At 72.8% G+C, this 22,433-nt stretch carries 21 protein-coding genes and 1 pseudogene; 17 read left to right on the top strand and 5 right to left on the bottom strand.

Annotated elements, in window-relative coordinates:
• The first annotated feature begins 84 nt into the window (after positions 1 to 84).
• Entirely contained in the window at positions 85 to 648 is a 564-nt protein-coding gene (locus QE405_RS17355) for a dihydrofolate reductase family protein (protein WP_307203031.1), read from the top strand.
• A gap of 81 nt (positions 649 to 729) precedes the next feature.
• Here QE405_RS17355 and QE405_RS17350 read toward each other — a convergent pair whose 3' ends face one another.
• Positions 730 to 1,290, bottom strand: a complete 561-nt coding sequence (locus tag QE405_RS17350) for a YbaK/EbsC family protein (RefSeq protein ID WP_307203029.1) — start codon at positions 1,288 to 1,290, stop codon at positions 730 to 732.
• A 17-nt stretch (positions 1,291 to 1,307) separates the two neighbouring features.
• Here QE405_RS17350 and QE405_RS17345 point away from each other — a divergent pair, with 17 nt between their 5' ends.
• On the top strand, positions 1,308 to 2,462 hold the full coding sequence (locus QE405_RS17345) for an MFS transporter (RefSeq protein ID WP_307203027.1): 1,155 nt from the start codon (positions 1,308 to 1,310) through the stop codon (positions 2,460 to 2,462).
• 85 nt (positions 2,463 to 2,547) lie between these two features.
• Here the strand turns inward: QE405_RS17345 and QE405_RS17340 are convergent, their stop codons facing one another.
• Entirely contained in the window at positions 2,548 to 3,315 is a 768-nt protein-coding gene (locus QE405_RS17340) for a class I SAM-dependent methyltransferase (protein WP_307203025.1), read from the bottom strand.
• 47 nt (positions 3,316 to 3,362) lie between these two features.
• On the opposite strand from QE405_RS17340, the gene QE405_RS17335 reads away from it, so the two are divergent.
• Entirely contained in the window at positions 3,363 to 3,719 is a 357-nt protein-coding gene (locus QE405_RS17335; protein ID WP_307203023.1) for a TraR/DksA family transcriptional regulator, read from the top strand.
• 177 nt (positions 3,720 to 3,896) lie between these two features.
• Positions 3,897 to 5,549 (top strand): M20/M25/M40 family metallo-hydrolase, encoded by a 1,653-nt coding sequence (locus QE405_RS17330; protein ID WP_307203021.1) that lies wholly within the window; start codon positions 3,897 to 3,899, stop codon positions 5,547 to 5,549.
• 85 nt (positions 5,550 to 5,634) lie between these two features.
• Here the strand turns inward: QE405_RS17330 and QE405_RS17325 are convergent, their stop codons facing one another.
• On the bottom strand, positions 5,635 to 6,528 hold the full coding sequence (locus QE405_RS17325) for a DNA adenine methylase (RefSeq protein WP_307203019.1): 894 nt from the start codon (positions 6,526 to 6,528) through the stop codon (positions 5,635 to 5,637).
• 103 nt (positions 6,529 to 6,631) lie between these two features.
• Here QE405_RS17325 and QE405_RS17320 point away from each other — a divergent pair, with 103 nt between their 5' ends.
• The 10 genes and pseudogenes from QE405_RS17320 to QE405_RS17275 all read left to right on the top strand — a co-directional run bounded on the left by QE405_RS17320 (position 6,632) and on the right by QE405_RS17275 (position 17,568).
• A complete protein-coding gene (locus tag QE405_RS17320) occupies positions 6,632 to 7,486 on the top strand; it encodes a DUF7687 domain-containing protein (RefSeq protein WP_307203017.1) in 855 nt (284 codons plus the stop codon).
• 62 nt (positions 7,487 to 7,548) lie between these two features.
• The gene (locus QE405_RS17315) at positions 7,549 to 7,905 is read left to right on the top strand and encodes a hypothetical protein (RefSeq protein WP_444939690.1); all 357 of its coding nucleotides are present in this window, start codon (positions 7,549 to 7,551) and stop codon (positions 7,903 to 7,905) included.
• Positions 7,906 to 7,964: 59 nt separating this feature from the next.
• On the top strand, positions 7,965 to 9,476 hold the full coding sequence (locus QE405_RS17310; RefSeq protein WP_307203016.1) for a DUF3375 domain-containing protein: 1,512 nt from the start codon (positions 7,965 to 7,967) through the stop codon (positions 9,474 to 9,476).
• Positions 9,473 to 10,171, top strand: coding sequence for a DUF4194 domain-containing protein (locus QE405_RS17305; RefSeq protein ID WP_307203014.1), 699 nt, complete (start codon positions 9,473 to 9,475; stop codon positions 10,169 to 10,171). Before QE405_RS17310 ends, QE405_RS17305 begins: the two co-directional genes overlap by 4 nt.
• Positions 10,168 to 13,692: an ATP-binding protein gene (locus QE405_RS17300; RefSeq protein WP_307203013.1), complete on the top strand. Its 3,525-nt coding sequence runs from the start codon at positions 10,168 to 10,170 to the stop codon at positions 13,690 to 13,692. Before QE405_RS17305 ends, QE405_RS17300 begins: the two co-directional genes overlap by 4 nt.
• Positions 13,693 to 13,902: 210 nt before the next feature.
• A complete protein-coding gene (locus QE405_RS17295; RefSeq protein WP_307203011.1) occupies positions 13,903 to 14,199 on the top strand; it encodes a hypothetical protein in 297 nt (98 codons plus the stop codon).
• A 142-nt stretch (positions 14,200 to 14,341) separates the two neighbouring features.
• Positions 14,342 to 14,647, top strand: a pseudogene (locus QE405_RS21010) (acyl-CoA dehydrogenase family protein); the annotation flags it as partial.
• Between the two features lie 73 nt (positions 14,648 to 14,720).
• Entirely contained in the window at positions 14,721 to 15,653 is a 933-nt protein-coding gene (locus QE405_RS17285) for an acyl-CoA dehydrogenase family protein (RefSeq protein ID WP_307203009.1), read from the top strand.
• A 114-nt stretch (positions 15,654 to 15,767) separates the two neighbouring features.
• Positions 15,768 to 16,217, top strand: a complete 450-nt coding sequence (locus QE405_RS17280; RefSeq protein ID WP_307203007.1) for an RrF2 family transcriptional regulator — start codon at positions 15,768 to 15,770, stop codon at positions 16,215 to 16,217.
• Between the two features lie 46 nt (positions 16,218 to 16,263).
• Positions 16,264 to 17,568 carry an acyl-CoA dehydrogenase family protein gene (locus tag QE405_RS17275; protein ID WP_307203006.1) on the top strand — a complete coding sequence of 435 codons (1,305 nt, stop codon included), beginning with the start codon at positions 16,264 to 16,266 and terminating at the stop codon, positions 17,566 to 17,568.
• A 20-nt stretch (positions 17,569 to 17,588) separates the two neighbouring features.
• On the opposite strand, the gene QE405_RS17270 is transcribed toward QE405_RS17275, so the two are convergent.
• A complete protein-coding gene (locus QE405_RS17270) occupies positions 17,589 to 18,221 on the bottom strand; it encodes a hypothetical protein (protein WP_307203004.1) in 633 nt (210 codons plus the stop codon).
• Positions 18,222 to 18,385: 164 nt separating this feature from the next.
• Here QE405_RS17270 and QE405_RS17265 point away from each other — a divergent pair, with 164 nt between their 5' ends.
• The 3 genes from QE405_RS17265 to QE405_RS17255 are packed head-to-tail and all read left to right on the top strand — an operon-like array spanning position 18,386 to position 21,634.
• Positions 18,386 to 18,817 (top strand): helix-turn-helix transcriptional regulator, encoded by a 432-nt coding sequence (locus QE405_RS17265; protein ID WP_444939689.1) that lies wholly within the window; start codon positions 18,386 to 18,388, stop codon positions 18,815 to 18,817.
• An 11-nt stretch (positions 18,818 to 18,828) separates the two neighbouring features.
• Positions 18,829 to 19,239 carry a VOC family protein gene (locus tag QE405_RS17260; RefSeq protein ID WP_307203002.1) on the top strand — a complete coding sequence of 137 codons (411 nt, stop codon included), beginning with the start codon at positions 18,829 to 18,831 and terminating at the stop codon, positions 19,237 to 19,239.
• Positions 19,240 to 19,276: 37 nt separating this feature from the next.
• Positions 19,277 to 21,634, top strand: a complete 2,358-nt coding sequence (locus QE405_RS17255) for an excinuclease ABC subunit UvrA (protein WP_307202999.1) — start codon at positions 19,277 to 19,279, stop codon at positions 21,632 to 21,634.
• A gap of 12 nt (positions 21,635 to 21,646) precedes the next feature.
• Here the strand turns inward: QE405_RS17255 and QE405_RS17250 are convergent, their stop codons facing one another.
• Positions 21,647 to 22,429, bottom strand: a complete 783-nt coding sequence (locus QE405_RS17250) for a hypothetical protein (protein ID WP_307202998.1) — start codon at positions 22,427 to 22,429, stop codon at positions 21,647 to 21,649.
• Positions 22,430 to 22,433 lie beyond the last annotated feature (4 nt).

Below are 22,433 nucleotides of genomic sequence, written 5' to 3'. Positions count from 1 at the left end.
CCCCCGATGACTTCCGGGTCCGTGGGGGGTCAGACTCGCCGTACCCACCGCCCCACCCCCGGCGGGCGAGCCCAGGAGGAAGCCGTGCGCCCCATCGTCGTCACCGAGTTCGTCACCCTCGACGGCGTCGTCGACTCCCCCGGGGGCGGCGACCACCCGCACGCGGGCTGGACCTTCGAGGACGTCCCGTTCGTCGAGGAGGCCTACGAGATCAAGGGCCGCGAGATGGAGACGGCGACGGCGCTGCTGCTGGGGCGCCGCAGCTACGACGAGTTCGCGCCGGTGTGGCCGTCGATGGAGGAGTTCGCGGCCTACAACGCGATGCCGAAGTACGTCGTGTCCTCCACCCTGCAGGACCCGGAGTGGACGGGCACGGAGGTGCTCCGCGGCCTCGACGACGTGGCGGCGTTGAAGGAGACCGAGGGCGGCGAGATCCACGTGCACGGCAGTGCCACCCTCGCGCAGGGCCTGCTGGCCGCCGGCCTCGTCGACCGGCTCCACCTGCTGACGTTCCCGCTCGTGCTCGGCAGCGGCAAGCGGCTCTTCGCCGATGACGCGGACAAGGTCGCGCTCACGCTGGTCGAGCACGCGACGTACTCCAACGGCATCCAGCTGTCCGTCCTCGAGGTGGCGCAGCCCGGCGCCTGACCCGCTCGACCCCTCCTCGTCCCGGGTCGTGGTGTGAGGCCCCCGATTTCCGCAGGGCTGGCACCACGACCCGGGGTGAGCTCAGCGACCGAGGTCGGCGACGACCTCGACGCCCGGGACCGCGACGAGCGAGGAGCCGGGGAGCAGCAGCTTCGAGCGACGCAGCCCCGAGCCGATGACGGCGACGGGCGCCGTGCGGGCCCGCTCGTCGACGAGCACCCGCCAGGCGTCCGGCAGCCCCACCGGGGTGATGCCGCCGAACTCCATGCCGGACTCCTCCGTTGCCCGCTCCATCGGCAGGAACGAGCACTTCCGCACGTCGAGGGATCGCTTGACCAGGCCGTTCACGTCGGCACGGGTGTCGGCGCGCACGACGCAGGCGGCCACCCGCTCCTCCCCGTCGCGCCGTCCGGCGACGAGCACGCAGTTGAAGGACATCGTGGGGAGCAGCTCGGGATAGGCCTCCGTGAGCGCCGCCGTGTCGGCCAGGTCCGGGTCGATCTCGACCACGCCGACGGCCCCCGCGGTGACCGGGTCGGCCGCGGCCCACGCCTGGAGCGCCGCCGCGACGGGGGCCGCGACGAGGTCGAGGTGCTCGAGCGCCGGTCGGCTGCGCAGTTCTCCGATGCTGGGGGGCGTCATGGGTCCATCATGCGTGCATGACGCGCCCTGGCTCCGCCCCGGTCGTGGCAGCGGCGTTCGCCGCCCAGGGGTTCGGGTACGCCGCGGTCGTCACGGCACTGCCCGCCCTCAAGGACCGGTTCGCGTTCGGCGACGCGTTCGTCTCGGGCCTGCTGCTCGGCGTGTGCGTCGCCGCCGCGGTCGGCTCGGTGCTCGCCGACCTCGTCGCCGTGCGGTGGGGCAGCCGCCAGGCGCTCGCCGGCGGCCTGCTCGTGCAGGCCGCCGCGCTCACCGTCGCGGCGACGGCCGGCTCGCTGGGGCTCTTCATGACGGCGACGGCGGTGTACGGCGCGGGGCTGGGCGCCGTCGACGCGGCCAGCAACATGCAGGGCGTGCTCGCCGAGCGGCGTCGGGGCCGACCGCTGCTCGGACGCTGCTACGCGGCGTACACGGCGGCGGCGGCGGTCGGGGCCCTCACGACGGCGGGGGTCGCGACGACGGACCTGTCCGGCACGACCGGCATGGTGGTGGCCGCGGGTCTGCTCGCCGTCGTCGCGCTCGTCGGTGTGCGCCTGTTCGACCACGCCCGCGCCGCCCGCGAGCCCGGCAGCGAGGGCCGGGGGCCGCTGCCCGGGCGGGGCATCCGGCTCGTCGGCGCCCTCGTGCTCGTCGCGTTCGCCGTCGACGCGGCGGTCTCGACGTGGAGCACGGTCTACCTCGACGGGCTCGTGGCGGACGCGGCGCTGGCGCCGCTGGGCTACGCCGTCTACCAGGGCACCGTGCTGACCACCCGGCTGGTGACCGACGTGCTCGTGCGCCGGTCGGGCCGGGCGCCCGTCGCGCTGGCGGGGATCGTGGTCGGCGCCGTCGGGTGCGGCCTCGTCGCGGTCGTCCCCGGGGTGCCGGGCGCGGTGGCGGGCTTCGCCCTGGCCGGCGTCGCGACGGGCACGCTGGTCCCGCTCGCCTTCGGCGCGGCGGGCGAGCTCGCGCCCGGGCGCAGCGACGAGGTCGTGGCGCGGGTCAACCTCTTCAACTACGCGGGCGTGGTGCTCGGCGCCGCCTCGCTCGGCGTCGTCGGCGAGGGACGGGGCCTCGGCATCGCCTTCGCGCTGCCGGCCGTGCTGCTGCTGGCGGCCCTCCCGCTGGTGCGCCGCGCGTTCGGCGGCGCCGTGGTCGTGCGCGCCCGAGCCTGAGCGCGCCGCCCGGGCCGACCCGGTCCGCGTCCGGTCAGCGTCCGGTCAGCGTCCGGTCAGCGTCCGGTCAGCGTCAGTCCCCGCGTCAGTCCCGGGGCGTCCAGCGCACGCACAGGCAGGTGTGGGGCCAGGCGATCATGCCGTCGCCGCGGTCCTGCTCCTCGACCGCGCGCTCGACGATGCCGCGGGCGCGGTCGAGCAGCGCCTCGCGCTCGTCGTCGGGCAGGGTGGCGATACCCGAGTGGGTCGCGAGGTTGCTGACGACCTGGTCGACGTTGACCCACCAGGTCCACCGGATCGCGGCGAGCTCGGACTCCCCCTCGGGCAGACCGACGTCGTCGGGGCTCCAGTCCGCCGTGCGCGGTGGGGCCGGGTCGAGCGACTCGATCTCGGCGACCCAGCCGCCCTGGTCGTCCTCGACCGTGTTCCAGAGCAGCGCGAGGCTGCCGCCGGGACGGAGCACGCGGCGTACCTCCGCGACGGCGGGTTCGAGCTCCACCCAGTGCCAGGCCTGGCCGAGCAGCACCATGTCGACGGAGTCGTCCTCCAGGGGCAGCTCCTCGGCGCGCCCGACGTGCCGCTCGACGCTCGGGACCCGCTCCGCGAGCTGCGCGAGCATGGCCTCGTCCGGGTCGATCGCCACCACGTCGAGGCGGCGGGCCGCCAGCGCGGCGGTGAGCTTGCCGGTGCCGGCCCCCACGTCGGCGACGCGGCGGGGCTCCTCGCCGTTGTCCTCGTCGACCCCCTCGCCGAGCACCCACTCGAGGGCCTCCGCCGGGTAGTCGGGCCGGTAGCGGTCGTAGTCCTCGGCGAACGAGCCGAACACGCGGGCGCGGGTGGGATCCGGGGTCACCCTCTCGACCCTAGGCCGTCGGGCCCGCGCGTGGCAGGCTCGAACGGGTGACCGACCCCGAGGACGCCGGCGCGCTCCGCACCGAGCGCGCCGCCACGCTGGCGCGGCTCGCGCGCCTGCGGGAGGAGCACGCGGCCTTCGTCGCCGCGAGCCGGGACAGCAACGCCGACGACGAGCACGACCCCGAGGGCGCCACCATCGCCTTCGAGCGCGCGCAGGTCGAGACGCTGCTGCGCGAGGGCGCCGAGCGGCTGCGGGAGATCGACGCCGCCCTCGACCGGGTGGCCCGTGGCGCGTACGGCGTGTGCGTCGTCTGCGGCCGGCCCATCGACCCCGCGCGGCTCGCGGTGCGCCCCTCGGCCACCACCTGCGTGCCGTGCGCGAGCCCGCCCCGCCGTCGCTGACGTGAGACGCCGCACGGTTCCCAGCGGGCGCCGGAGCACGTAGCGTGCGGGTCCTCACACCGGCTCGGCGCGCATCGGGGTGCGCCGCGCGGACGAACGAGGGCACTCGGGGTGCTCGATCGGGAGGTACACGTGAGGACGAGCTCGATGCTGTCCGGACGCACCAGGCGTCCGGTGATGGGGACCGTGACCGCCGTCGTCACCGGTCTCGCCGTGGCGGCCGCCACCGGTCCTGCTGCCGCCGGACCCGGCGACGAGGACCGCGGACCCGGACGGGGACCAGGGCACGGCCACGGACCGGGCCACGGCCACGGACCGGGGCACGGACCGGGCCACGGCCACGACACCCCCGACTTGGCCGAGACGGTCACGGGCGCCGCGGTGCACGACCACCTCGAGCAGCTCCAGGCCATCGCCGAGGCGAACGGCGGCAACCGCGCCGTGGGCACGCCGGGCTACGAAGCCGGCGCCGCCTACGTCGAGGAGGTGCTGACCGCGGCCGGGTACGCCCCGGAGCGCCAGTACTTCGACGTGGAGACCTACGAGGTCGACACCCTCGTCCTCGAGGTCCCGGGCGTCGCGCTCGAGCCCGTCGCCATGTCGTACTCCTCCTCGACGCCCGCCGGCGGCGTCACCGCCCCCGTGACCACGCCGGCGGCCGATCCGCTGGGCTGCGACGCGGCGGCGTACGCGGGGGGTGACGTCACCGGCGACGTCGTGCTCGTGGACCGCGGCACCTGCTCCTTCGGGCAGAAGGCGGCGGCGGCCGGCGAGGCGGGCGCGGCCGGCCTGGTCGTCGCGAACAACACCGACGGTGCCCTCAACGGCACGCTCGGCGGGACCCTCGAGGGGTCGGCGCCCGCGGTCGGCATCACGCAGGCCGAGGGTGCGGCCCTGCGCGAGGCGATCGCCGCCGGCCCGCTCACCGCCACCTTCGACCTCCAGGCGTCGGTCGAGACCATCGAGACCTTCAACGTGCTGGCCGAGACGTCGACCGGCCGCGACTCCAACGTCGTCATGGTCGGCGCGCACCTCGACGGCGTGCCGGAGGGTCCGGGCATCAACGACAACGGTTCCGGGTCGGCGGCGATCCTCGAGACGGCCGTGCAGCTGGCCGAGGCCGGCCCGCTCAACAACAAGGTGCGCTTCGCCTGGTGGGGTGCGGAGGAGATCGGGCTGCTCGGCTCCGCGCACTACGTCGACGACCTGGCGACGAACGACCCCGCCGGGCTGGAGGCGGTCGCGACCTACCTGAACTTCGACATGGTGGGCTCGCCGAACTACACGATCGGGGTGTACGACGCGGACGAGTCGACCTACGAGGCCCCCGTCGAGGTGCCCGAGGGCTCGATCGCGACCGAGGCGGTCTTCACCGATTACTTCGACGCGGTCGACCAGCCCTGGGTGGACTCGGAGTTCTCCGGCCGCAGCGACTACCAGGCCTTCATCACCAACGGCATCCCCGCCTCCGGCCTCTTCACCGGCGCCGACGAGGTGAAGACCGAGGAGGACGCGGCGACGTTCGGCGGCACGGCGGGCGAGCTGCTCGACCCGAACTACCACACGCCGGCCGACGACATCACGAACGTGTCGCAGGAGGCCCTCGACATCATGGCGCCGGCCATCGGCCACGCCACGCAGGCCCTCGCGGAGAGCACCGAGACCGTCAACGGCGTGCCCGGGGCCCCCGACTGGAGCGCCGAGCAGCGCTACCACCGGGGCGACCGGGTGGTGCACGACGGCCGGCTCTGGGAGGCCACCCGACCCTCGCGCGACAAGGAGCCGAGCACCCGCCGCAGCTCGCCATGGCGGCTGGTGAGCGCCGGCTGACCCTCCGCGCCGCGAGGCGCGCAGGACCCTGATCCGTGCCGCGGGTCGACGTCGGGGGGCGTCGGCCCGCGGCACGCAAACCACGTCAGTACGTCAACAGGAGCCTGTCGGTCACCACGTGAGACTCGAGCGACCGTCCCTCCATCTGGAACCGCTTCAACATCGAACGCCCGACGTTGACCAGCACCTCTCGCTCAAAAACCCCGTCCGGAATCCCGACGTGAAGCAGTTCGTCACTGTTGGTGACCTTGCTACCGTCGATGCTCAGGGCCACCTTTACGTCCCGCTGCTTGGCGTCGGCAATGCAGGCAAACAGATCTTGGAGGTCGAATCGCTGTGCGCCATAGAGAATAGTCTGCGTGTGCGTGTAGGGCGGATCGCAGTAGACCGCGTCGCCCGGCTGCATCCGAGCGAATGCTTCGCGGTAGTCCAAGTGCTCGAATGTGGCACCTGCAGTGCGCTCGCGCCAGAGCTTCGCGCGCTTGGTGAACGAGTCTGGGTTCACCGGCTTGTGGACGCCCATCGGTGTCGACATGTATCCGTCCGCAGCACGAAAGCGGACCACGCCGCCGTAGCAGGAGCGGCTCAGGAAGAGCAGGTCTGCCGGGTTCGGACCAGCGTTGTAGGACGCCTTAATCTCCTCGTAGGCCTCGCGCCGGTCCGCCGCGGCGTCGTAGCGCTCCCACCGCTCCGTGTACCAGTCGAGGAGCGTGCCGACGTCGTCGTGCAACATCTGCCAGATTCCGATCAACGGCAAGAAGCCGTCGGACCCGACCGCCCGGCCAGGCTGCAGCGTGCCGAGCACCGCTGCGCTGCCCAAGAATGGTTCCCAGTACGTGCCACCATCAAGGGGCGGCAGGTAGCCGGCGATCTCGTGCGCGAACCGCTGCTTGTTGCCAATCCACTTAAGCAACTGGGTCTTGAATGGCAGCACGGGTCGGCGCGCATCCAGGTCGTACACGGTGGCTGCAGCGGTCATGGGACGAACGTTATCCGCCACCACCGACAGCTCCGGCGCACTGGCTCGGGTCGGTCGCCACGAAAGCACGACGGGGTCGGCAACTCCGTGAGACGGTCGCTGAATGCAACCGGACGACTACTTCCTCGAATTGCCTCAGGCCTTCTGGGCCAACGTTCGCACCATCAGCCAAGGCCTCGGCTACACCGTTCGTGCTCGGCCGGGACAGACAAGTCAGATCAAGGTTCCGACCGCTGATGAGATAGTCACGCTGTACCGCCACCTCGGGCTGTCCAGCGAGCACCTGTTCCCCCGGACTGGGCGAGCGACGGAATTGGGCAGGACTCTGATGGAGTACTTCCCGTACCGCGCCGCAGTCCTTGAGGAGACCGCTGAGCCAAACCTGATGGACGTGAAGGAAGCACGCGCACTGTTCGACGAGCTCCGAGACGACTTACGTCCTCGGCGCCCCTTCGCGATGAACAAGCAGAGAGGTGACAAATCCGGGCCAGCGCTGCTGACGGGCATGGTCAACATGATCTTGGAGTCCCACATCGGCGACGACTGCGACTACGACCCCCGGCAGCTCACCACGGTCACACGAGACGGGCTGCCTGTCCGAACGCTCGCGCGCCGGGTCGACGGCGCCTATCCGGCGGTCGTGAACCCGATTGCTGTGTGGGAAATAAAGGAATACTACCACACGACTACATTCGGCAGTCGAGTCGCGGACGGCGTCTACGAGACGATGCTGGACGGTCTGGAGCTGAAGGAGCTACGCGAGCACGAGGGCATCAAGGTCAAGCACTACCTCATCGTCGACAGCCACTACACCTGGTGGGGCATGGGACGGTCGTACCTATGCCGAATAGTTGACATGCTTCACATGGGTCTCGTCGACGAGGTGCTGTTTGGTCGCGAGGTCGTCACCCGGCTGCCCGTCATCATCGAGGAGTGGCTCGACCTCAGTGACGTGTGAGCCGCCAAGGGTGGACTTCGCAGCGCCCGCTTGACCTCAACCGCGGTCGAGGTCGTCTGATCGTGGCCATGCCCCGCCGCGAGCCGAACGACGCCGAGCTGCGTGTCCTGTCCCGCCCCACCGGCCTGGCCCGGATGGCCACCGTGGACGCCGACGGCCTGCCCCACGTCGTACCCACCGTCTGGAAGCACGACCCCGCCACCGGCGACTTGCTGCTGACGGGCCGGTCGCTCGCCGGGACGGTGCGGGTGCGCAACGTCGCCGCCCACCCGTGGGCGGCCGCCGTCATCGACGGGGTGGGGGACGGCCCCGGCTGGCGTCCGTGGGGGGTGACGCTGCGCGGACCGGCGCGGTACGACGCGGACGTCGCCGCCATCCGCCTGACGCCGACCCACGTCTCCTCCTGGGGGCTCGACTGAGCCGGTCGCCGCCCGCCGTGGCATCCTCACCCGGTCACGACACGGGTGGGAGGACTGCGATGAGCGACGTCGCCGACGAGCTCGCGCGCATGCGCGAGGCGTTCGAGCAGCCGACGCTCCGCCTGCTGCACCAGCAGCACGCACCGCTCGTGCTGACGATCTTCCGGCTGGCCTTCGGCCGCGACAACCAGCCCGTGCCGACGAGCCGCCTGCACCACCAGGTCGAGACCTACCTCGGCGAGCTGCGGATGGCGGGCGTCGAGGGCCTGCCCAGCGGCACCGGGCGGGAGCTGTGCCTCACCTGGATGCGCCGCAAGTGGCTCATCCGGGCCAACGCGGCCGACGGTGACGGCGAGGTCTACGTGCTGACCTCGTCGGCCCAGGAGTCGCTCGAGCAGGCCCGGTCCCTCGCCCGGGAGCGCGCGACGCTGTCGGAGCACCGGGTGGCGACCATCGTGTCGGCGTTCCGGCGCTTCAACTCCGAGGCGAACCCCGACCGCACCACCCGCGTCACCCTCCTCAACGACGAGATCAACCGGCTCCGCATCGAGCGGGACCGGCTGGTCGACGGCGGCGAGATGCCGCCCGCGAGCGAGGACTACATGGCGGAGGGCTTCGGCGAGCTCCGCTCCCTCGTCAGCGCGCTGCCCAGCGACTTCGCGCGGGTCGAGGAGGCGTTCGCGCGCATCCGCAACGACATCCACGACGCGTTCCGGGCCGACGAGCGACCCGCGGGCGAGCTCGTCGACGACTACCTCGCCCGCATCGACCAGCTGACCACCGCGACCCCCGAGGGACGGGCTTTCGAGGGTGCGTTCCCGCTGCTGCGCGACGAGGACCTGCTCGGCCAGCTGCGCGCCGACATCGCCGCCCTGCTCGAGCACCCCAGCACCGACGCGATCCTGTCCGAGGCCGACCGCCGCGAGCTCCGCGACACCGTCAAGCTCATCCGTGCCGGCCTCGACCGCGTGCTCGTCCAGCGCAACCGCGCGACCGCGACGCTCCGCAGCAACATCGAGGCCCGGGACGTCAACCGCGACCGCGAGCTCGAGCGGGTGCTGCGGCACCTCGAGGGGCGGCTGGGGACCTGGTACGCCGCGACCGGCCCCCGCGCGACCGCCGGCGTCCCGCTCCTCGCCGAGCGGGCGGGCGTCGACCACCTCCGTGAGCGCTTCTTCGACCCCAGCGAGGAGCGGGTGCCGCCGCCGCTGGAGCCCGTCGACGACAGCGACGGCGGCGACGTGTCGTGGGACGAGCTCCGGGCGGCCGGCGGTCCCTCGCTGACCGACCTCGGTGACGCCCTCGACACGGTGCTCGACCCGATGCTCCTACCGGGCCCCGCGACCATCGCCGAGCTCTTCGACTCCCTGCCGGTGCACCTGCGGCGGCCGGTCGAGGTCATCGGCCTCCTCCACCTCGCGGAGCGCCGCGGGCTGGTGGACGGCGCCGGGTCCACCGACGTCGTCACGGTGCGCCCCGACGGCTCGACCCGCACGCTGCGCCTGCCGACGGTGCTGACCCGCACCACGCCTCCCGACGACGACCCCGACCTCCCGGAGGACGCCCGATGACCGACACCGACACCGGCGTCGACCTCAACCCCGAGCTCAAGGCGACGAGCTCGCTGTCGCTGTTCGACGGCGACGAGGGCGGCCTGCTGCTCGAGCAGCGCCGCGCCCTGCTCGCGCTCGTGAAGCTGCGGTTCATCACGGCCCGCACCCACCCCCGCGAGTGGGCGGCGCTCATGGAGAACCCCCGCGCGATCGTGTCGCGCCTCAACGACCTCTTCCTCGAGCTCGTCGTCGACACCGAGCGCGAGGTGGCGTTCAAGCGCCAGGCCGTGCCCGAGGCCGGCGGGCGCTTCCCGACGCTGCTCCACGACACCGCGTGGAACCGCGAGGAGACCATCACGCTCGTCTTCCTCCGCAACCGCCACTTCACGGACTCCGCGCGGGGCGAGGAGCGCTCCTGGGTGGACGTCGCCGAGGTCGTCGAGCACCTGCTCTCGATGCGCCCGGCCGACGCGACCGACGACGCCGGCGACGAGGCCCGGGCCCGCAACGCGGTCGCGTCGGTCTACAAGGCCGGCCTGCTCCTGGGGCCGGCCACGGCCGAGCGGTTCGAGATCAGCCCGGCCGTCGAGACGCTGCTCCCGCTGGAGCGGCTCGTCGACCTCCTGTCCTGGCTGGAGGAGCAGGCCACCGAACCGGTGACCGAACCGACCGAGCAGCCCGCGACCGACGAGACCCCCGAGGACGAGGCGTGACCGAGGAGACGACGGAGACCACCGAGGCTCCCCTCGAGCCGACCCTCGAGCCCACCCTCGAGGTGGACCCCACGCTCGACGCGGCCGATCTCGCGGCGTACACGGCCCCCGAGGTGCCCGACGAGGGCCTCCTGGAGGCCGCCGACGAGGCCCTGTTCGGCATGCACGGCGCCACCGAGGGCAGCACCCAGTGGCGGATCACGTCGCTCCAGCTCGTCAACTGGGGTGGCTTCAACGGCCACCACGTGGTGCCGCTGCACAGCGAGACCACGCTGCTCACCGGTGCCTCGGGCGTCGGCAAGTCCTCGCTGCTCGACGCGTGGACGACGCTGATGATGCCGTCGGACACCCGCCTCAACGGCGCCTCCAACGACGTCGCGCCCGGGCGGGCCCGCTCGGCGGGCCAGCGCAGCCCGCTGTCCTACCTCCGCGGTGTCGTCGACCAGGCCGAGGACCGCGCCGGCGGCGGGTCGCGGCAGGTCACGCTCCGCGGCTCCGACGAGGACACCTGGGGCGCCGTCGCCGCGACCTTCGTCGACGACCGCCAGCGGCGGTTCACGGTGCTCCGCATCTTCTACGTCCCGCGTCGCGCCACCCGCACGAGCGACGTGCTCACCCGCCTCGCGACGGTGGAGGGCGAGCTCGACCTCTCCGAGCTGCAGCAGGCCGTCGGCTCCCGCTTCGCGCCGCGCGAGCTGCGGGCGCTGTTCCCGCGGCTGCAGTGCCACGAGACCTACGCCGTCTTCGCCGCCCGTCTCCACGCCCGCCTCGGCATCGGCGCGAACGGCGACGGCGACAAGGCGCTGCGGCTCCTCGCGCGGATCCAGGCCTCGCAGCCGGTGCGCTCGGTGGACGAGCTCTACAAGGAGATGGTGCTCGAGCGTCCCGCGACGTACGCCGCGGCCGACCGCGCTGTCGAGCACTTCGACGACCTCGAGGCGTCCTACGAGACGATGGTGACGGAGCAGCAGAAGTCCGACCTGCTGGCCCCGATCGAGGACCACCACCGCGTGCTCGTCGCGGCGCAGGACCGGATCGGCGAGCTCGACGCCTACGGCGCCACGTCGCCCGGCCCCTCGCCCCTGCGGCTGTGGGAGCTGCGACGCCACGCCGGCCTGCTGGCCGAGGCGGTGCGCGCCAACCAGGCGGCCCGCGAGACCAACCGCGAACGTCGCGCGAGCATCGCGCGGAAGGTCGCCGACCTCCAGGTCGAGCTGTCGACCGCGCGCGAGGCCCACCGCGGCGCGGGCGGCGAGACGCTCGAGCTGCTGGGCGCGGAGCTGAAGAAGGAGCAGGCCCGCGCCGAGGAGCTCGCCGAGCGCCGCGACCGGCTCGCTCCCCGCGCCGCCGTGCTCGGCGTCGACCTCACCTCGGCGGAGTCCTACGCCGCGGCCCAGGCGGAGGGCCGGGTCTTCCTGGCGGGGTACGACGCGGAGCTCGCCCGCCTCGAGGACGGCGTCGTCGACGTGGCCCGGCGCCAGGGCCCGCTGCTCGAGCGCCGCGCGGAGCTGCGCAAGGACCGGGCCTCGCTGGCCGGGCGGCGGGGCCGGGTGCCCCGCGAGCTCGACGAGATCCGCCGCCTGCTCGCCGAGACCGCGGGCCTGACGACCGCCGAGCTGCCGTTCCTCGCCGAGCTCGTCGAGGTGCGGCCCGACGAGGAGCGCTGGCGCACCGCCGTCGAGACCGTGCTGGGCGGCGCGGCCCGGCAGCTGCTCGTGCCGGCCGAGAAGCTGCGTGACTTCTCCGCCGCGATCGACCACCTCGACCTGCCGCGCCGGATCACGTTCGTCGGCGCCGACCTCGACGTGGACCCGCCGACGCCGGGGTCGTCCGACCGGATCTCCGGCAAGCTCGACCACCAGGACGGGCCCTTCGCGGGCTGGGTGCGCTGGTACCTCGCCGACCCCTCCCGCGACGCGCTCTGCGTCGAGTCCGCCGCCGACCTCGACGGCGGGGGCTTCCGCGTCACCCTCGCGGGCCAGACCCGGTCGGGCCGTCGCGGCTCCCACGGCCGCAGCGGCGGCGCCGACATCATCGGCTTCTCCAACAGCGAGGCCCTCGCGGCCGTCGACGCCGCCCTGGGCCGGATCGAGGACCAGCTCGACGGCCTCGACCGCGAGCGCACCGAGGTCGCGGGCCGCAAGCGGGCCGCCGAGGCGCGGCTCGCGGCGTACCAGACCATCGCCGACGTCCCCTTCGCCGACCTCGACGTGGCGAGCAGCCAGGAGCGCTGCGACGAGCTGAGCGCCCAGCGGGAGCGCGTGCTGGGCTCCGACGCCCACCTGCGCACCCTGGCCGGCCAGGTCGACGAGATCGAGGCGGCGATGCGCGCCGCCGAGGTCGAGCGCACGCTCGCGGCCGACGAGCGCGCCGAGCTCGAGCAGGAGCACGCCCGCCTCGTCGACGCGGAGGACGCCTGCCACGACGAGCTCGACCGCGTCGAGCAGGCGGCGGACCTCACCGACGACCAGGCCGCCCGCCTCGACGCCGAGTTCGCCGCCGCTGTCGGGCCGGGCGTGGAAGGCTCGCTGGAGCGCTTCGCCGAGAACTGCTCGCGGCTCCGTGACCGCCTCGGCGAGGCGGCGCGCACGGCGTCGGAGCAGATCGCGGCCGCGTCGCGCGAGCTGGTGCGGATCTTCACGCTCTACGCCGAGCGCTGGCCTGACCCGAACCGCGGCACCGCGCTGACGAGCTACCGCGACTACGCCGACATCCTCGCGGAGATCCGCCGCACGGGGCTCGCCGACCGTCGCGAGGAGTGGCGCCGGCGGCTGGCCGACTGGTCCGGGCAGGATCTCGTGCCGCTCGCCGGCGCCATGGCCGCCGCCATCGAGGACATCGAGGACCGGCTCGCACCGATCAACGACATCCTGCGGCGCCTGCCGTTCGGTGCCGGTTCCGACCGGCTGCGCATCCGGATCCGTCGACTGACCCCGACCGCGGTCACCCTCTTCCTCGGTGACCTGCGGGAGCTCTCGCAGGGCACGGGCGAGCGGCTCGCCGGCGAGCAGCTGGAGGCCCGGTTCGTGCGCCTCCAGAGGTTCATGGCGCAGCTGCGCACCGCTGACGACCCGCGCGCCGGCGCGGCCGAGGCGCGCCTGCGGGACGCGCTCCTCGACGTACGACGGCACGTCGAGGTCTCCGCGGAGCGCTACGACCCGCGGACGGGGGCGCACCAGGCCTGGTACCGGACCCTCGGCGAGAAGTCGGGTGGCGAGTCGCAGGAGCTCATCGCGTTCGTCATCGGCGCTGCGCTGCGCTTCCGGCTGGGCGACGAGCTCCGCTCGCGGCCCCGGTTCGCGCCGGTGTTCCTCGACGAGGGGTTCGTGAAGGCGGACGCCGAGTTCGCCGGTCGTGCCGTCGCGGCCTGGCGCGGCCTCGGGTTCCAGCTCGTCGTGGGCGCGCCGTTCGACAAGTTCACGGGGCTCGAGCGGCACATGGACGAGTTCCTCGAGGTCGTGAAGAACCCCGTGACCAACGCCGCCCGCGTGCGACGTGTGGTGGACGCCACTCCCTCCTGAGCGGTCTCCTCGCGTCATCCGCGTGACGGTCGTGCGTCTTCCGACGACCACCACACGTCGGAGAGATCGGGGTCCCATGACGACGACGTCGGAACAGTGCTGCGGACCGCGGAGCGCGCGGCACGATGAACCACGACCCCCGGGTGTCGGCGTCGTCGGGCCGGTCCCGCCCTCAGACCCGTCGCACTGGCGGAGCAGGTCGCCGCGGCGGTGCTCGGTGTGCCCGGCGTCGTCGGGCTGCGGGCCGGTCGTGACGGCCTCGCCGTCACCTACCTGCCCGACCGCCTGGTGACCGGGGTGCGGCTGCACCTGAGCGGCTGCGAGGTGCACGTCGCGATGGCGTGGGAGGCGTCGGTCGGCACGACGACGAAGGCCGTACGGCGCGCCGTCGCCCCGCTCGTGGGTGGGGCCGTCGACGTGACGGTGGACGAGATCACGCCGCCCGCGCGTCGGTCCAGCCCGTTCGCGTGCCCGGCCCCGGTGTCCGCCCTCGGGCTGAGCCTGTAGCCGGGCGCAGGGCCGCGAGAGAACCTGGAAACCCAGGTGACACCGTTCAAAGAAGCATTTGAAATACTTCTTATCCACGCTCCTGGCAGCGGCCGATCGAGCGGCCGCGTCGCCACCACCCTTCGAGCAACGGGAGCGTCAGATGACCATCAACTTCACGATGTCCGACCAGCAGAAGAAGCTGCAGTACGAGGTCCGCGACTTCTCCGAGAACGTCCTGCGCCCGGTCGTCGCAGCGGCGGACGCCGAGCCCGACCCCCTCGTCGGGTTCCAGATGACCAAGCCGGCCTACGTCGAGGCCTACCGCGCGGGCATCGCGATGAGCATGCTGCCCGCGGAGTACGGCGGAGGTGGCATCTCCTGCGTCGACCTCGTGATCGCCGCGGAGGAGATCTGCGCGGTCGACCCCGGCTTCGCCTGCACCGTGCTGTGCAACGGGCTCGGGTTGATGCCCATCGCCTGGTACGGGAACGAGGAGCAGAAGCAGAGGTTCCTGACGGCGGCCACCTCCGACCCGACGGGTGAGTACCTCGGGGGTTGGACGGCGAGCGAGCCGCCGGGCAGCCCCTCCGGCACCGCCAACTTCGACATCCCGCTGCCGCGTCCCGCGGGCGTCGGTCTCACCGCCGTGCGGGGACGGGGACGACTTCGTCGTCAACGGCCGCAAGTACTGGCCGTCCTCGGCCGGGTGGGACGAGCGAGGGGTCAACGCGGGCACGCTGATCGTGCGCACCGACTCCGAGAAGGGCGGCACGGAGGGGCTCTCCGCGCTGGTGCTCGAGCGCGACACCCCTGGGGTCACCTACCGCCACCTCGACAAGATCGGTCACCGGCTGGCCTCGAACGCCGAGATCGTCTTCGACAACGCGCGCATCCCGGTCGCCAACCTCCTCCCCGGTGCGGCCGGAAACGGCGACCTGGTGATCAACCGGAACTTCGCGTGGTCGGGGCCGGTGGCTGCAATCGCCGCCGTCGGCATGGCCCGTGCGGCGTACGAGACCGCGCTCGAGTTCGCCAAGGGCAACACGGCCGGCGCTCTCCGCCCGATCATCGGGTTCCAGAACGTGGGCTACGTCCTGGGCGACGTCGCGTCGAAGATCGAGATGGCGCGCGCGTTCTGCTGGCGTGCCGCCGACTACCTCGACAAGCACGACCAGCACGCCGAGCTCGTCGGCGCGATGAACAAGATCCAGGTCACGGAGCTGATGTTCGACTGCGTCTACAAGTGCATGCAGATCGTGGGCGTGAACAGCCTCGAGACGAAGTACGGCTTCGGCAAGCTGCTCCGGGAGGCCGCCGTCCTGCCCATCTACGACGGCGGCAACATGGGCATGCAGCGCCGCCGGGTGCACGGCATCATCGCCGACCCCGCGTTCAACCCGCGCGCGATCCTGGAGGACGAGTACGTCGAGTTCGGCAAGCAGCACGAGAGCATCGGCACGCTCGTCGGCTGAACCGCAGGAACGTCGCCGTCGCGGTCCGTGGCGCAGCTCGTGCCGCGGATCGCGACGGTCCGGAGCAGCGCGCGGGAGTACCGTGTGGTCGATGCTGATCGAGACGAGCCGGCCATGAAGCACACCACCCACGCGGACTTCGCGCTCCGGGTACTGCTGTACCTGCGCGTCGCCCCGGAGCGCCGCGCCTCCATCGCCGACATCGCATCCAGTCACCGGGTGTCGCAGCACCACCTGGACAAGGTCGTCCAGCGGATGTCCGGCGCTGGGCTCGTCACGACCGTCCGCGGCCGCGGGGGCGGCGTGCACCTGGAGCGTGATCCGGCATCGATCAGCGTCGGCGAGGTGATGCGGGCCATGGAGTCCGACTTCGCGGTGGTCGAGTGCCTCGGGCCGGTGCGCTTCTGCCGGGTCGCGGGGGTCTGCGGCGCCCGCAGCGTCTTCGCCGAGGCGCTCGACGCCTACTTCGCGGTCCTCGACGCCTCCACCCTGGAGGACATCGCGTCGAACCCGCAGGGACTGCGGGGCGCGCTGGGACTCGTCCCCGGGGTGGTCGGCAACTGATCCGTGGGGGCCGGACCGGCCCACGACCGCACGCCGAGAGGATGCCGTGTCGATCGACTTCGACCTCAGCGACGCCCAACGAGCACTGAAGTCCACGGCGCGGGAGTTCGCCGAGGAGGTCCTGCGCCCCGCGGCGGAGCACGCGGACAGGATCGCCGATCCGCAGCAGGCGTTCGCCGCGATGCGGCCGGTCTACGCCCAGGCGGCGGCGGCCGGGCTGACCTCGATGTTCCTGCCGCGCGAGTACGGCGGCGGTGGCTCGTCGCAGGTCGACTTCCTCATCGCCATCGAGGAGCTCTGCGCCGTCGACCCCGGCTTCCCGACGATCCTCCTGGTCAACGGCCTCGCGCTGATGCCGATCCTGTGGCACGGGACGGAGGAGCAGAGGGAGCGGTGGATCGGGCGTGCTGCCGCCGACACCACCGGAGACTTCCTGGCGGGATGGGTCGTCAGCGAGCGCGGTGGCACCGCGAACTTCGACCACCCGAGCCCCCTCGCCGGCATCCAGGTCGTCGCCGACCTGGACGCCGGGACCGGGAGGGTCACGCTGAACGGTGAGAAGCACTGGCCGTGCAACGCCGGCGGGTGGGACCTGCGCGGTGCGGACGTGAACGTCTGCGTCGTCCGCACCGACCGGACCGTCGGAGGTCGCGGCGGGCTCGGTGCCGTGATCGTGGAGCGGGACACGGCGGGCGTCGAGTACGAGGTGATCGACAAGCTGGCCCACCGCACCTGCCAGAACGTGACGATGACCTTCCGGGACGTGCACGTCCCGGAGGAGAACCTGCTCGCCGTCGGCGACGGCGACCTCCTGATCAACCGCAACTTCACCTGGTCGAGCCCGATCGCCAGCATCGCGGCGGTCGCGGTAGCGCGAGCGGCCTACGACTTCGCACTCAAGTGGGCCCGCACCTTCACGGGGGGCGGCTCCGCGCCGATCATCCACCACCAGGCTGTGGGCAACCTGCTCAGCGACGTCGCAGGGAAGATCGAGGCGGGCCGCTACCTGTCCTGGAAAGCGGCGCACTACCAGGACACGCATCCCGGCGAAGGACACGCGCTGGGCGCGATGGACAAGGTGTTCTGCGGGGACCTCATGCAGAGCGTGGTGGTCGACTGCATGCGGATCGTGGGGGTCAACGCCCTCGACCGGAAGTTCCCGATGGCGAAGCTCTACCGCGAGGCGTCCGTGTTCTCGTTGTACGACGCGGGCAACCTCGCGATGCAGCGCCGGCGCGCGTGGGGCGTCATGGCCGACCCGGCGTTCTCGCCGGACACCTTCTCCAACTCCAGCTCGCTGCCCTTCGACCGGTCGATGGAGGGGTACGGCATCGTCACCGACCGGCGCTGACGAGCGGGGCGCGGGAGGCGTCAGTCCAGCCCGTTCGCGTGCTCGGCCTCGGCCGCCGAGCGGGGCGGGTCCTCCGCCAGCGACTCGATCGCCGCCGGGAGCACGCAGCCCTCGACGGCGGTGTCCATCCGGAAGGTGAGGGTGTAGCCGTCCTCCGTCGACGGCATGCGGAACAGGGCCGTCTCCGGGTCGTCGTCGAGGGACTGCCGGTAGACGGTCAGCGCGTCGATGACCCGCCCCCAGTCCGCCGCCCACGCACGGGCCGGCTGGTCGCCGTCGAGCACGTCGTCGTCGAGGGCGAGCACCGTGGCGGGGATCGGTCGCGCGGCCGCCAGGACGGCGTCGACCTGCGCGCGCCGCCGCTCGAGGTCCTCCGCCGGGCGTGCGATCTGGTCGCCGAGGCGCTCGACCTCGGCGCAGACGGGGTTGATCGCGAACAGGATGGTGTCGTCCTCGATGAACTCCAGGCGGTCGTGGTCGGCGTACTCGTAGAACGCGACGGCGAGGAAGGCGAGACACCCGGCGACGAGCACGCCGACGACGGCCATCGTCCCCACGACGACCCGTGACGCCCGCGGCGGTGGCGGCGAGGGCGCCTGCGGCGGGCACGGGATCTCGTACACCCACAGACCGGAGGGCTCGCGCTGCTTCACACGAGCGAGTCTCGGTCAGGAGGGGGCGCCGCGTCCGCCGTACCGCCCCCTCAGCTCATGTAACGCGGTGTTCCTGCTACTTCTGCGGTGGTCGACCGCGTGTGGAGTAGCCCGGACACCGCGTTACACCCGGGCGGGCGGCCCCCCTGTGGGACGATCGCGCCGTGACCAGCGGGGCCGACCTCACGCTCCTGACGCTGCTGCGGCGGGTCCGCGACCGGATGGACCGGGAGCACGCGCAGCCGCTCGACGTGGCCGCGCTCGCGGCCGGCGTGCACCTGTCGGCGGGCCACCTGAGCCGCGAGTTCAAGCGGGCCTACGGGGAGTCGCCGTACTCCTACCTCATGACCCGCCGCATCGAGCGGGCCATGACCCTGCTGCGCACGACCGACCGCAACGTCACCGACATCTGCTTCGCGGTGGGCTGCTCGTCGCTCGGCACCTTCAGCACGCGGTTCAGCGAGCTCGTCGGGATGTCCCCCAGCGCCTACCGGGCGCAGCCGGAGCACGCGGCCGCGGCTCTCGTGCCCTGCGTCGCCCGCCGCGTCACCCGACCGGTCAGGAATCGAGAAGCGACCCCCGGCGGGCGATCGTAGCGTTTCCCGCCATGGACATCACCATCAACGCCACCTTCCTCCCCCACGTCGACCCGGACGTCTCGCTCGCGTTCTACCGCGACGTGCTCGGCTTCGAGGTGCGCAACGACGTCGGGTACGAGGGCATGCGGTGGATCACCGTCGGACCGGCCGGCCAGCCGGACACGGCGATCGTGCTCCACTCGCCGGCCTCGATCCCGGGCCTGACGCCCGAGGAGGTCGCGACGCTGGAGGGCATCGTCGCCAAGGGCGCCTACTTCGGCGTCAACCTCGCCGTACCGGACGTCGACGCCGCCTTCGAGCGGCTCGTCGCCCGCGGCGCCGACGTCGTGCAGGAGCCGATGGACCAGCACTACGGCACGCGCGACTGCGCCGTGCGCGACCCCGCCGGCAACGAGCTGCGGATCCAGCAGCGCGCCTGACCACCCCGCCCGCCGACCGTCCCGGAGGATGGCCCGCATGAGCCCCCACGCCGCCGACACCCACGACCTGATCCGCGTCGTCGGGGCGCGCGAGAACAACCTGAAGGACGTGAGCGTCGAGCTGCCCAAGCGGCGCCTGACGGTCTTCACCGGCGTGTCCGGCTCGGGCAAGAGCTCGCTCGTGTTCGCGACGATCGCCGCCGAGTCGCAGCGGATGATCAACGAGACCTACAGCTCGTTCGTCCAGGGGTTCATGCCCTCCCAGGCCCGCCCCGACGTCGACGTGCTCGAGGGGCTGACCACCGCGATCATCGTCGACCAGGAGCGCATGGGCGCCGACCCGCGGTCGACGGTGGGCACGGCGACCGACGCGAACGCGATGCTCCGCATCCTCTTCAGCCGGCTCGGGCAGCCCCACGTCGGTCCGCCGCAGGCGTTCTCCTTCAACGTCGCCTCCATCAGCGGCGCCGGCGCGGTCACCACGTCCAAGGGCGGGCGCGAGGTCAAGGAGCGCCGCAGCTTCTCGGTGCTCGGCGGCATGTGCCCGCGGTGCGAGGGCCGCGGCGCGGTCAACGACATCGACCTCACGGCGCTGTACGACGCGTCCAAGTCCCTCAACGAGGGCGCCCTCACCATCCCGGGCTACAGCATGGAGGGCTGGTACGGACGGATCTTCCGCGGCTGCGGCTGGTTCGACCCGGACAAGCCGATCGGGGACTACACGCGGCGCGAGCTCGACGACCTCCTCCACAAGGAGGCGACGAAGATCAAGGTCGACGGGGTCAACCTGACCTACCTCGGCCTCATCCCCCAGATCCAGAAGTCGTTCCTGTCCAAGGACCGGGAGGCGATGCAGCCGCACGTGCGGGCGTTCGTCGACCGGGCCGTCACCTTCACCACCTGTCCCGAGTGCGGGGGCACGCGCCTGACCGAGGCGGCGCGGTCGTCGAAGGTCGGCGGCATCTCCATCGCGGACGCCTGCGCGATGCAGATCAGCGACCTCGCCGCCTGGGTGGGCACCCTCGACGAGCCGTCGGTCGCGCCCCTGCTGCGCAACCTGCGCGACCTGCTCGACTCGTTCGTGGGCATCGGCCTCGGGTACCTCTCGCTCGACCGCCCCTCCGGCACCCTGTCGGGCGGCGAGTCGCAGCGCACGAAGATGATCCGGCACCTCGGGTCGTCGCTGACCGACGTGACCTACGTGTTCGACGAGCCCACGATCGGGCTGCACCCCCACGACATCCAGCGGATGAACGAGCTGCTCCTGCGGCTGCGCGACAAGGGCAACACGGTGCTCGTGGTCGAGCACAAGCCCGAGGCCATCGCGATCGCCGACCACGTCGTCGACCTCGGCCCCCGGGCCGGCGCCGCGGGCGGCGAGATCGTCTTCGAGGGCACGGTCGAGGGGCTGCGGGCCAGCGACACCCTCACCGGCCGCCACCTCGACGACCGCGTCGCGCTCAAGCCCGAGGTGCGGCGGGCCACCGAGCACCTGGAGATCCGCGGCGCGGACACCCACAACCTCCGGTCCGTGGACGTCGACGTGCCGCTCGGCGTGCTGACCGTCGTCACCGGCGTCGCCGGCTCCGGCAAGAGCTCCCTCATCCACGGGGCGATGGCGAAGCGGGAGGGCGTCGTCGTCGTCGACCAGACGGCGATCAAGGGCTCGCGACGGAGCAACCCCGCGACGTACACGGGTCTGCTGGAGCCCATCCGCAAGGCCTTCGCGAAGGCCAACGGGGTGAAGCCCGCGCTGTTCAGCGCCAACTCCGAGGGCGCGTGCCCCCACTGCAACGGCGCGGGGACCATCGTCACCGACCTGGGGCCGATGGCGACGGTGACGTCGACCTGCGAGGTCTGCGAGGGGCGGCGGTTCTCCGCCGACGTGCTCGACTACACCTTCGGCGGGCGCTCCATCGCCGACGTCCTCGACCTGCCCGTCGCCGAGGCGGTCGCGTTCTTCGCCGACGGCGACGGCAAGCTGCCCGCGGCCCACAGGATCCTCACGCACCTGGCGGACGTGGGGCTGGGGTACGTCACCCTCGGCCAGCCGCTCAGCACCCTCTCCGGCGGCGAGCGGCAGCGGATCAAGCTGGCGACGCGGATGGGCGAGAAGGGCGACACGTACGTGCTCGACGAGCCCACCACCGGCCTCCACCTCGCCGACGTCGAGCAGCTCCTGGCCCTGCTCGACCGGCTCGTCGACGCGGGCAAGTCCGTCGTCGTCATCGAGCACCACCAGGCGGTCATGGCGCACGCCGACTGGATCATCGACCTCGGTCCCGGTGCGGGGCACGACGGTGGCCGTGTCGTCTTCGAGGGCACGCCCGCCGACCTCGTCGCGGACGGCTCGACGCTCACCGGGCAGCACCTCGCGGCGTACGTCGGCGGGTAGGGACGTCGGGGACTACGCGGGGTGGTCCCCGAACCGCGCCCGCAGGATCGCGCGGTCGTGCGCGACGCGGTCGAGCGCGCGCCGCGCCCCCGGGAGCGGTACGGCGAGGGAGGCGCCGCCCACGACCACGGCGGCGGCCGCGACCAGGGGTGCCGGCGTCACGGTCATCGCCGCGACGGCGCTGCACCAGCAGGCGACGAGCGCGCCGACACCCCCGAGGGTGACGTCGACGGGCCGCAGGCTCAGCGCCGCGGCGAGCCGGCCGGGCGTCGGTGCGGCGCCCTCGGGCAGGGGGCCCGTGAGCTCGGCGAACAGTCGTCGCTCGGCCCGCCGGGCCGCCGCGAGGGCAGCGCCGACGACGGCGACGAGCCCGGCCAGCACGACCACGGTCAGGACGAGCCGGGGCACCCGCTGACCGCTGGGCGTCGGCTCCCGGTCGCGCAGGTTGGGCCAGTCCATGGGCAGGGCGAGGAGCAGCAGCACCAACCCGAGCAGCGGGACCAGTCCCGCCGCGCTGAGCCAGGAGCCGCGCGTGTCCGCGTCGCGACCGACGCCCTCACCGCCGCGCTGACGAGCGGCGGCGAGGTCGGCGAGCGCGGGTCGCGGGGGCCGGGTCGCGAGGTGGACCGCCACCGCGACCAGGCCGCTCGCCACGAGGGCGAGGAACGGCGTGCCCAGGCCCACGTCGGCGTCCAGGGTGTCCGCCGCGGACCCGACCACGAGGAGCAGCGGGAGACCGACCAGCGCGCCCAGGGCCCAGCCCGCGGCGGCGGTCGCGACGATCGGTGCGGCCATCCGA

Source organism: Nocardioides zeae (assembly GCF_030818655.1).
GTDB classification, from domain to species: domain Bacteria; phylum Actinomycetota; class Actinomycetes; order Propionibacteriales; family Nocardioidaceae; genus Nocardioides; species Nocardioides zeae_A.
Note: the sequence above shows the minus strand (reverse complement) of the source record. Positions and strands in the feature narration are given on the sequence as shown.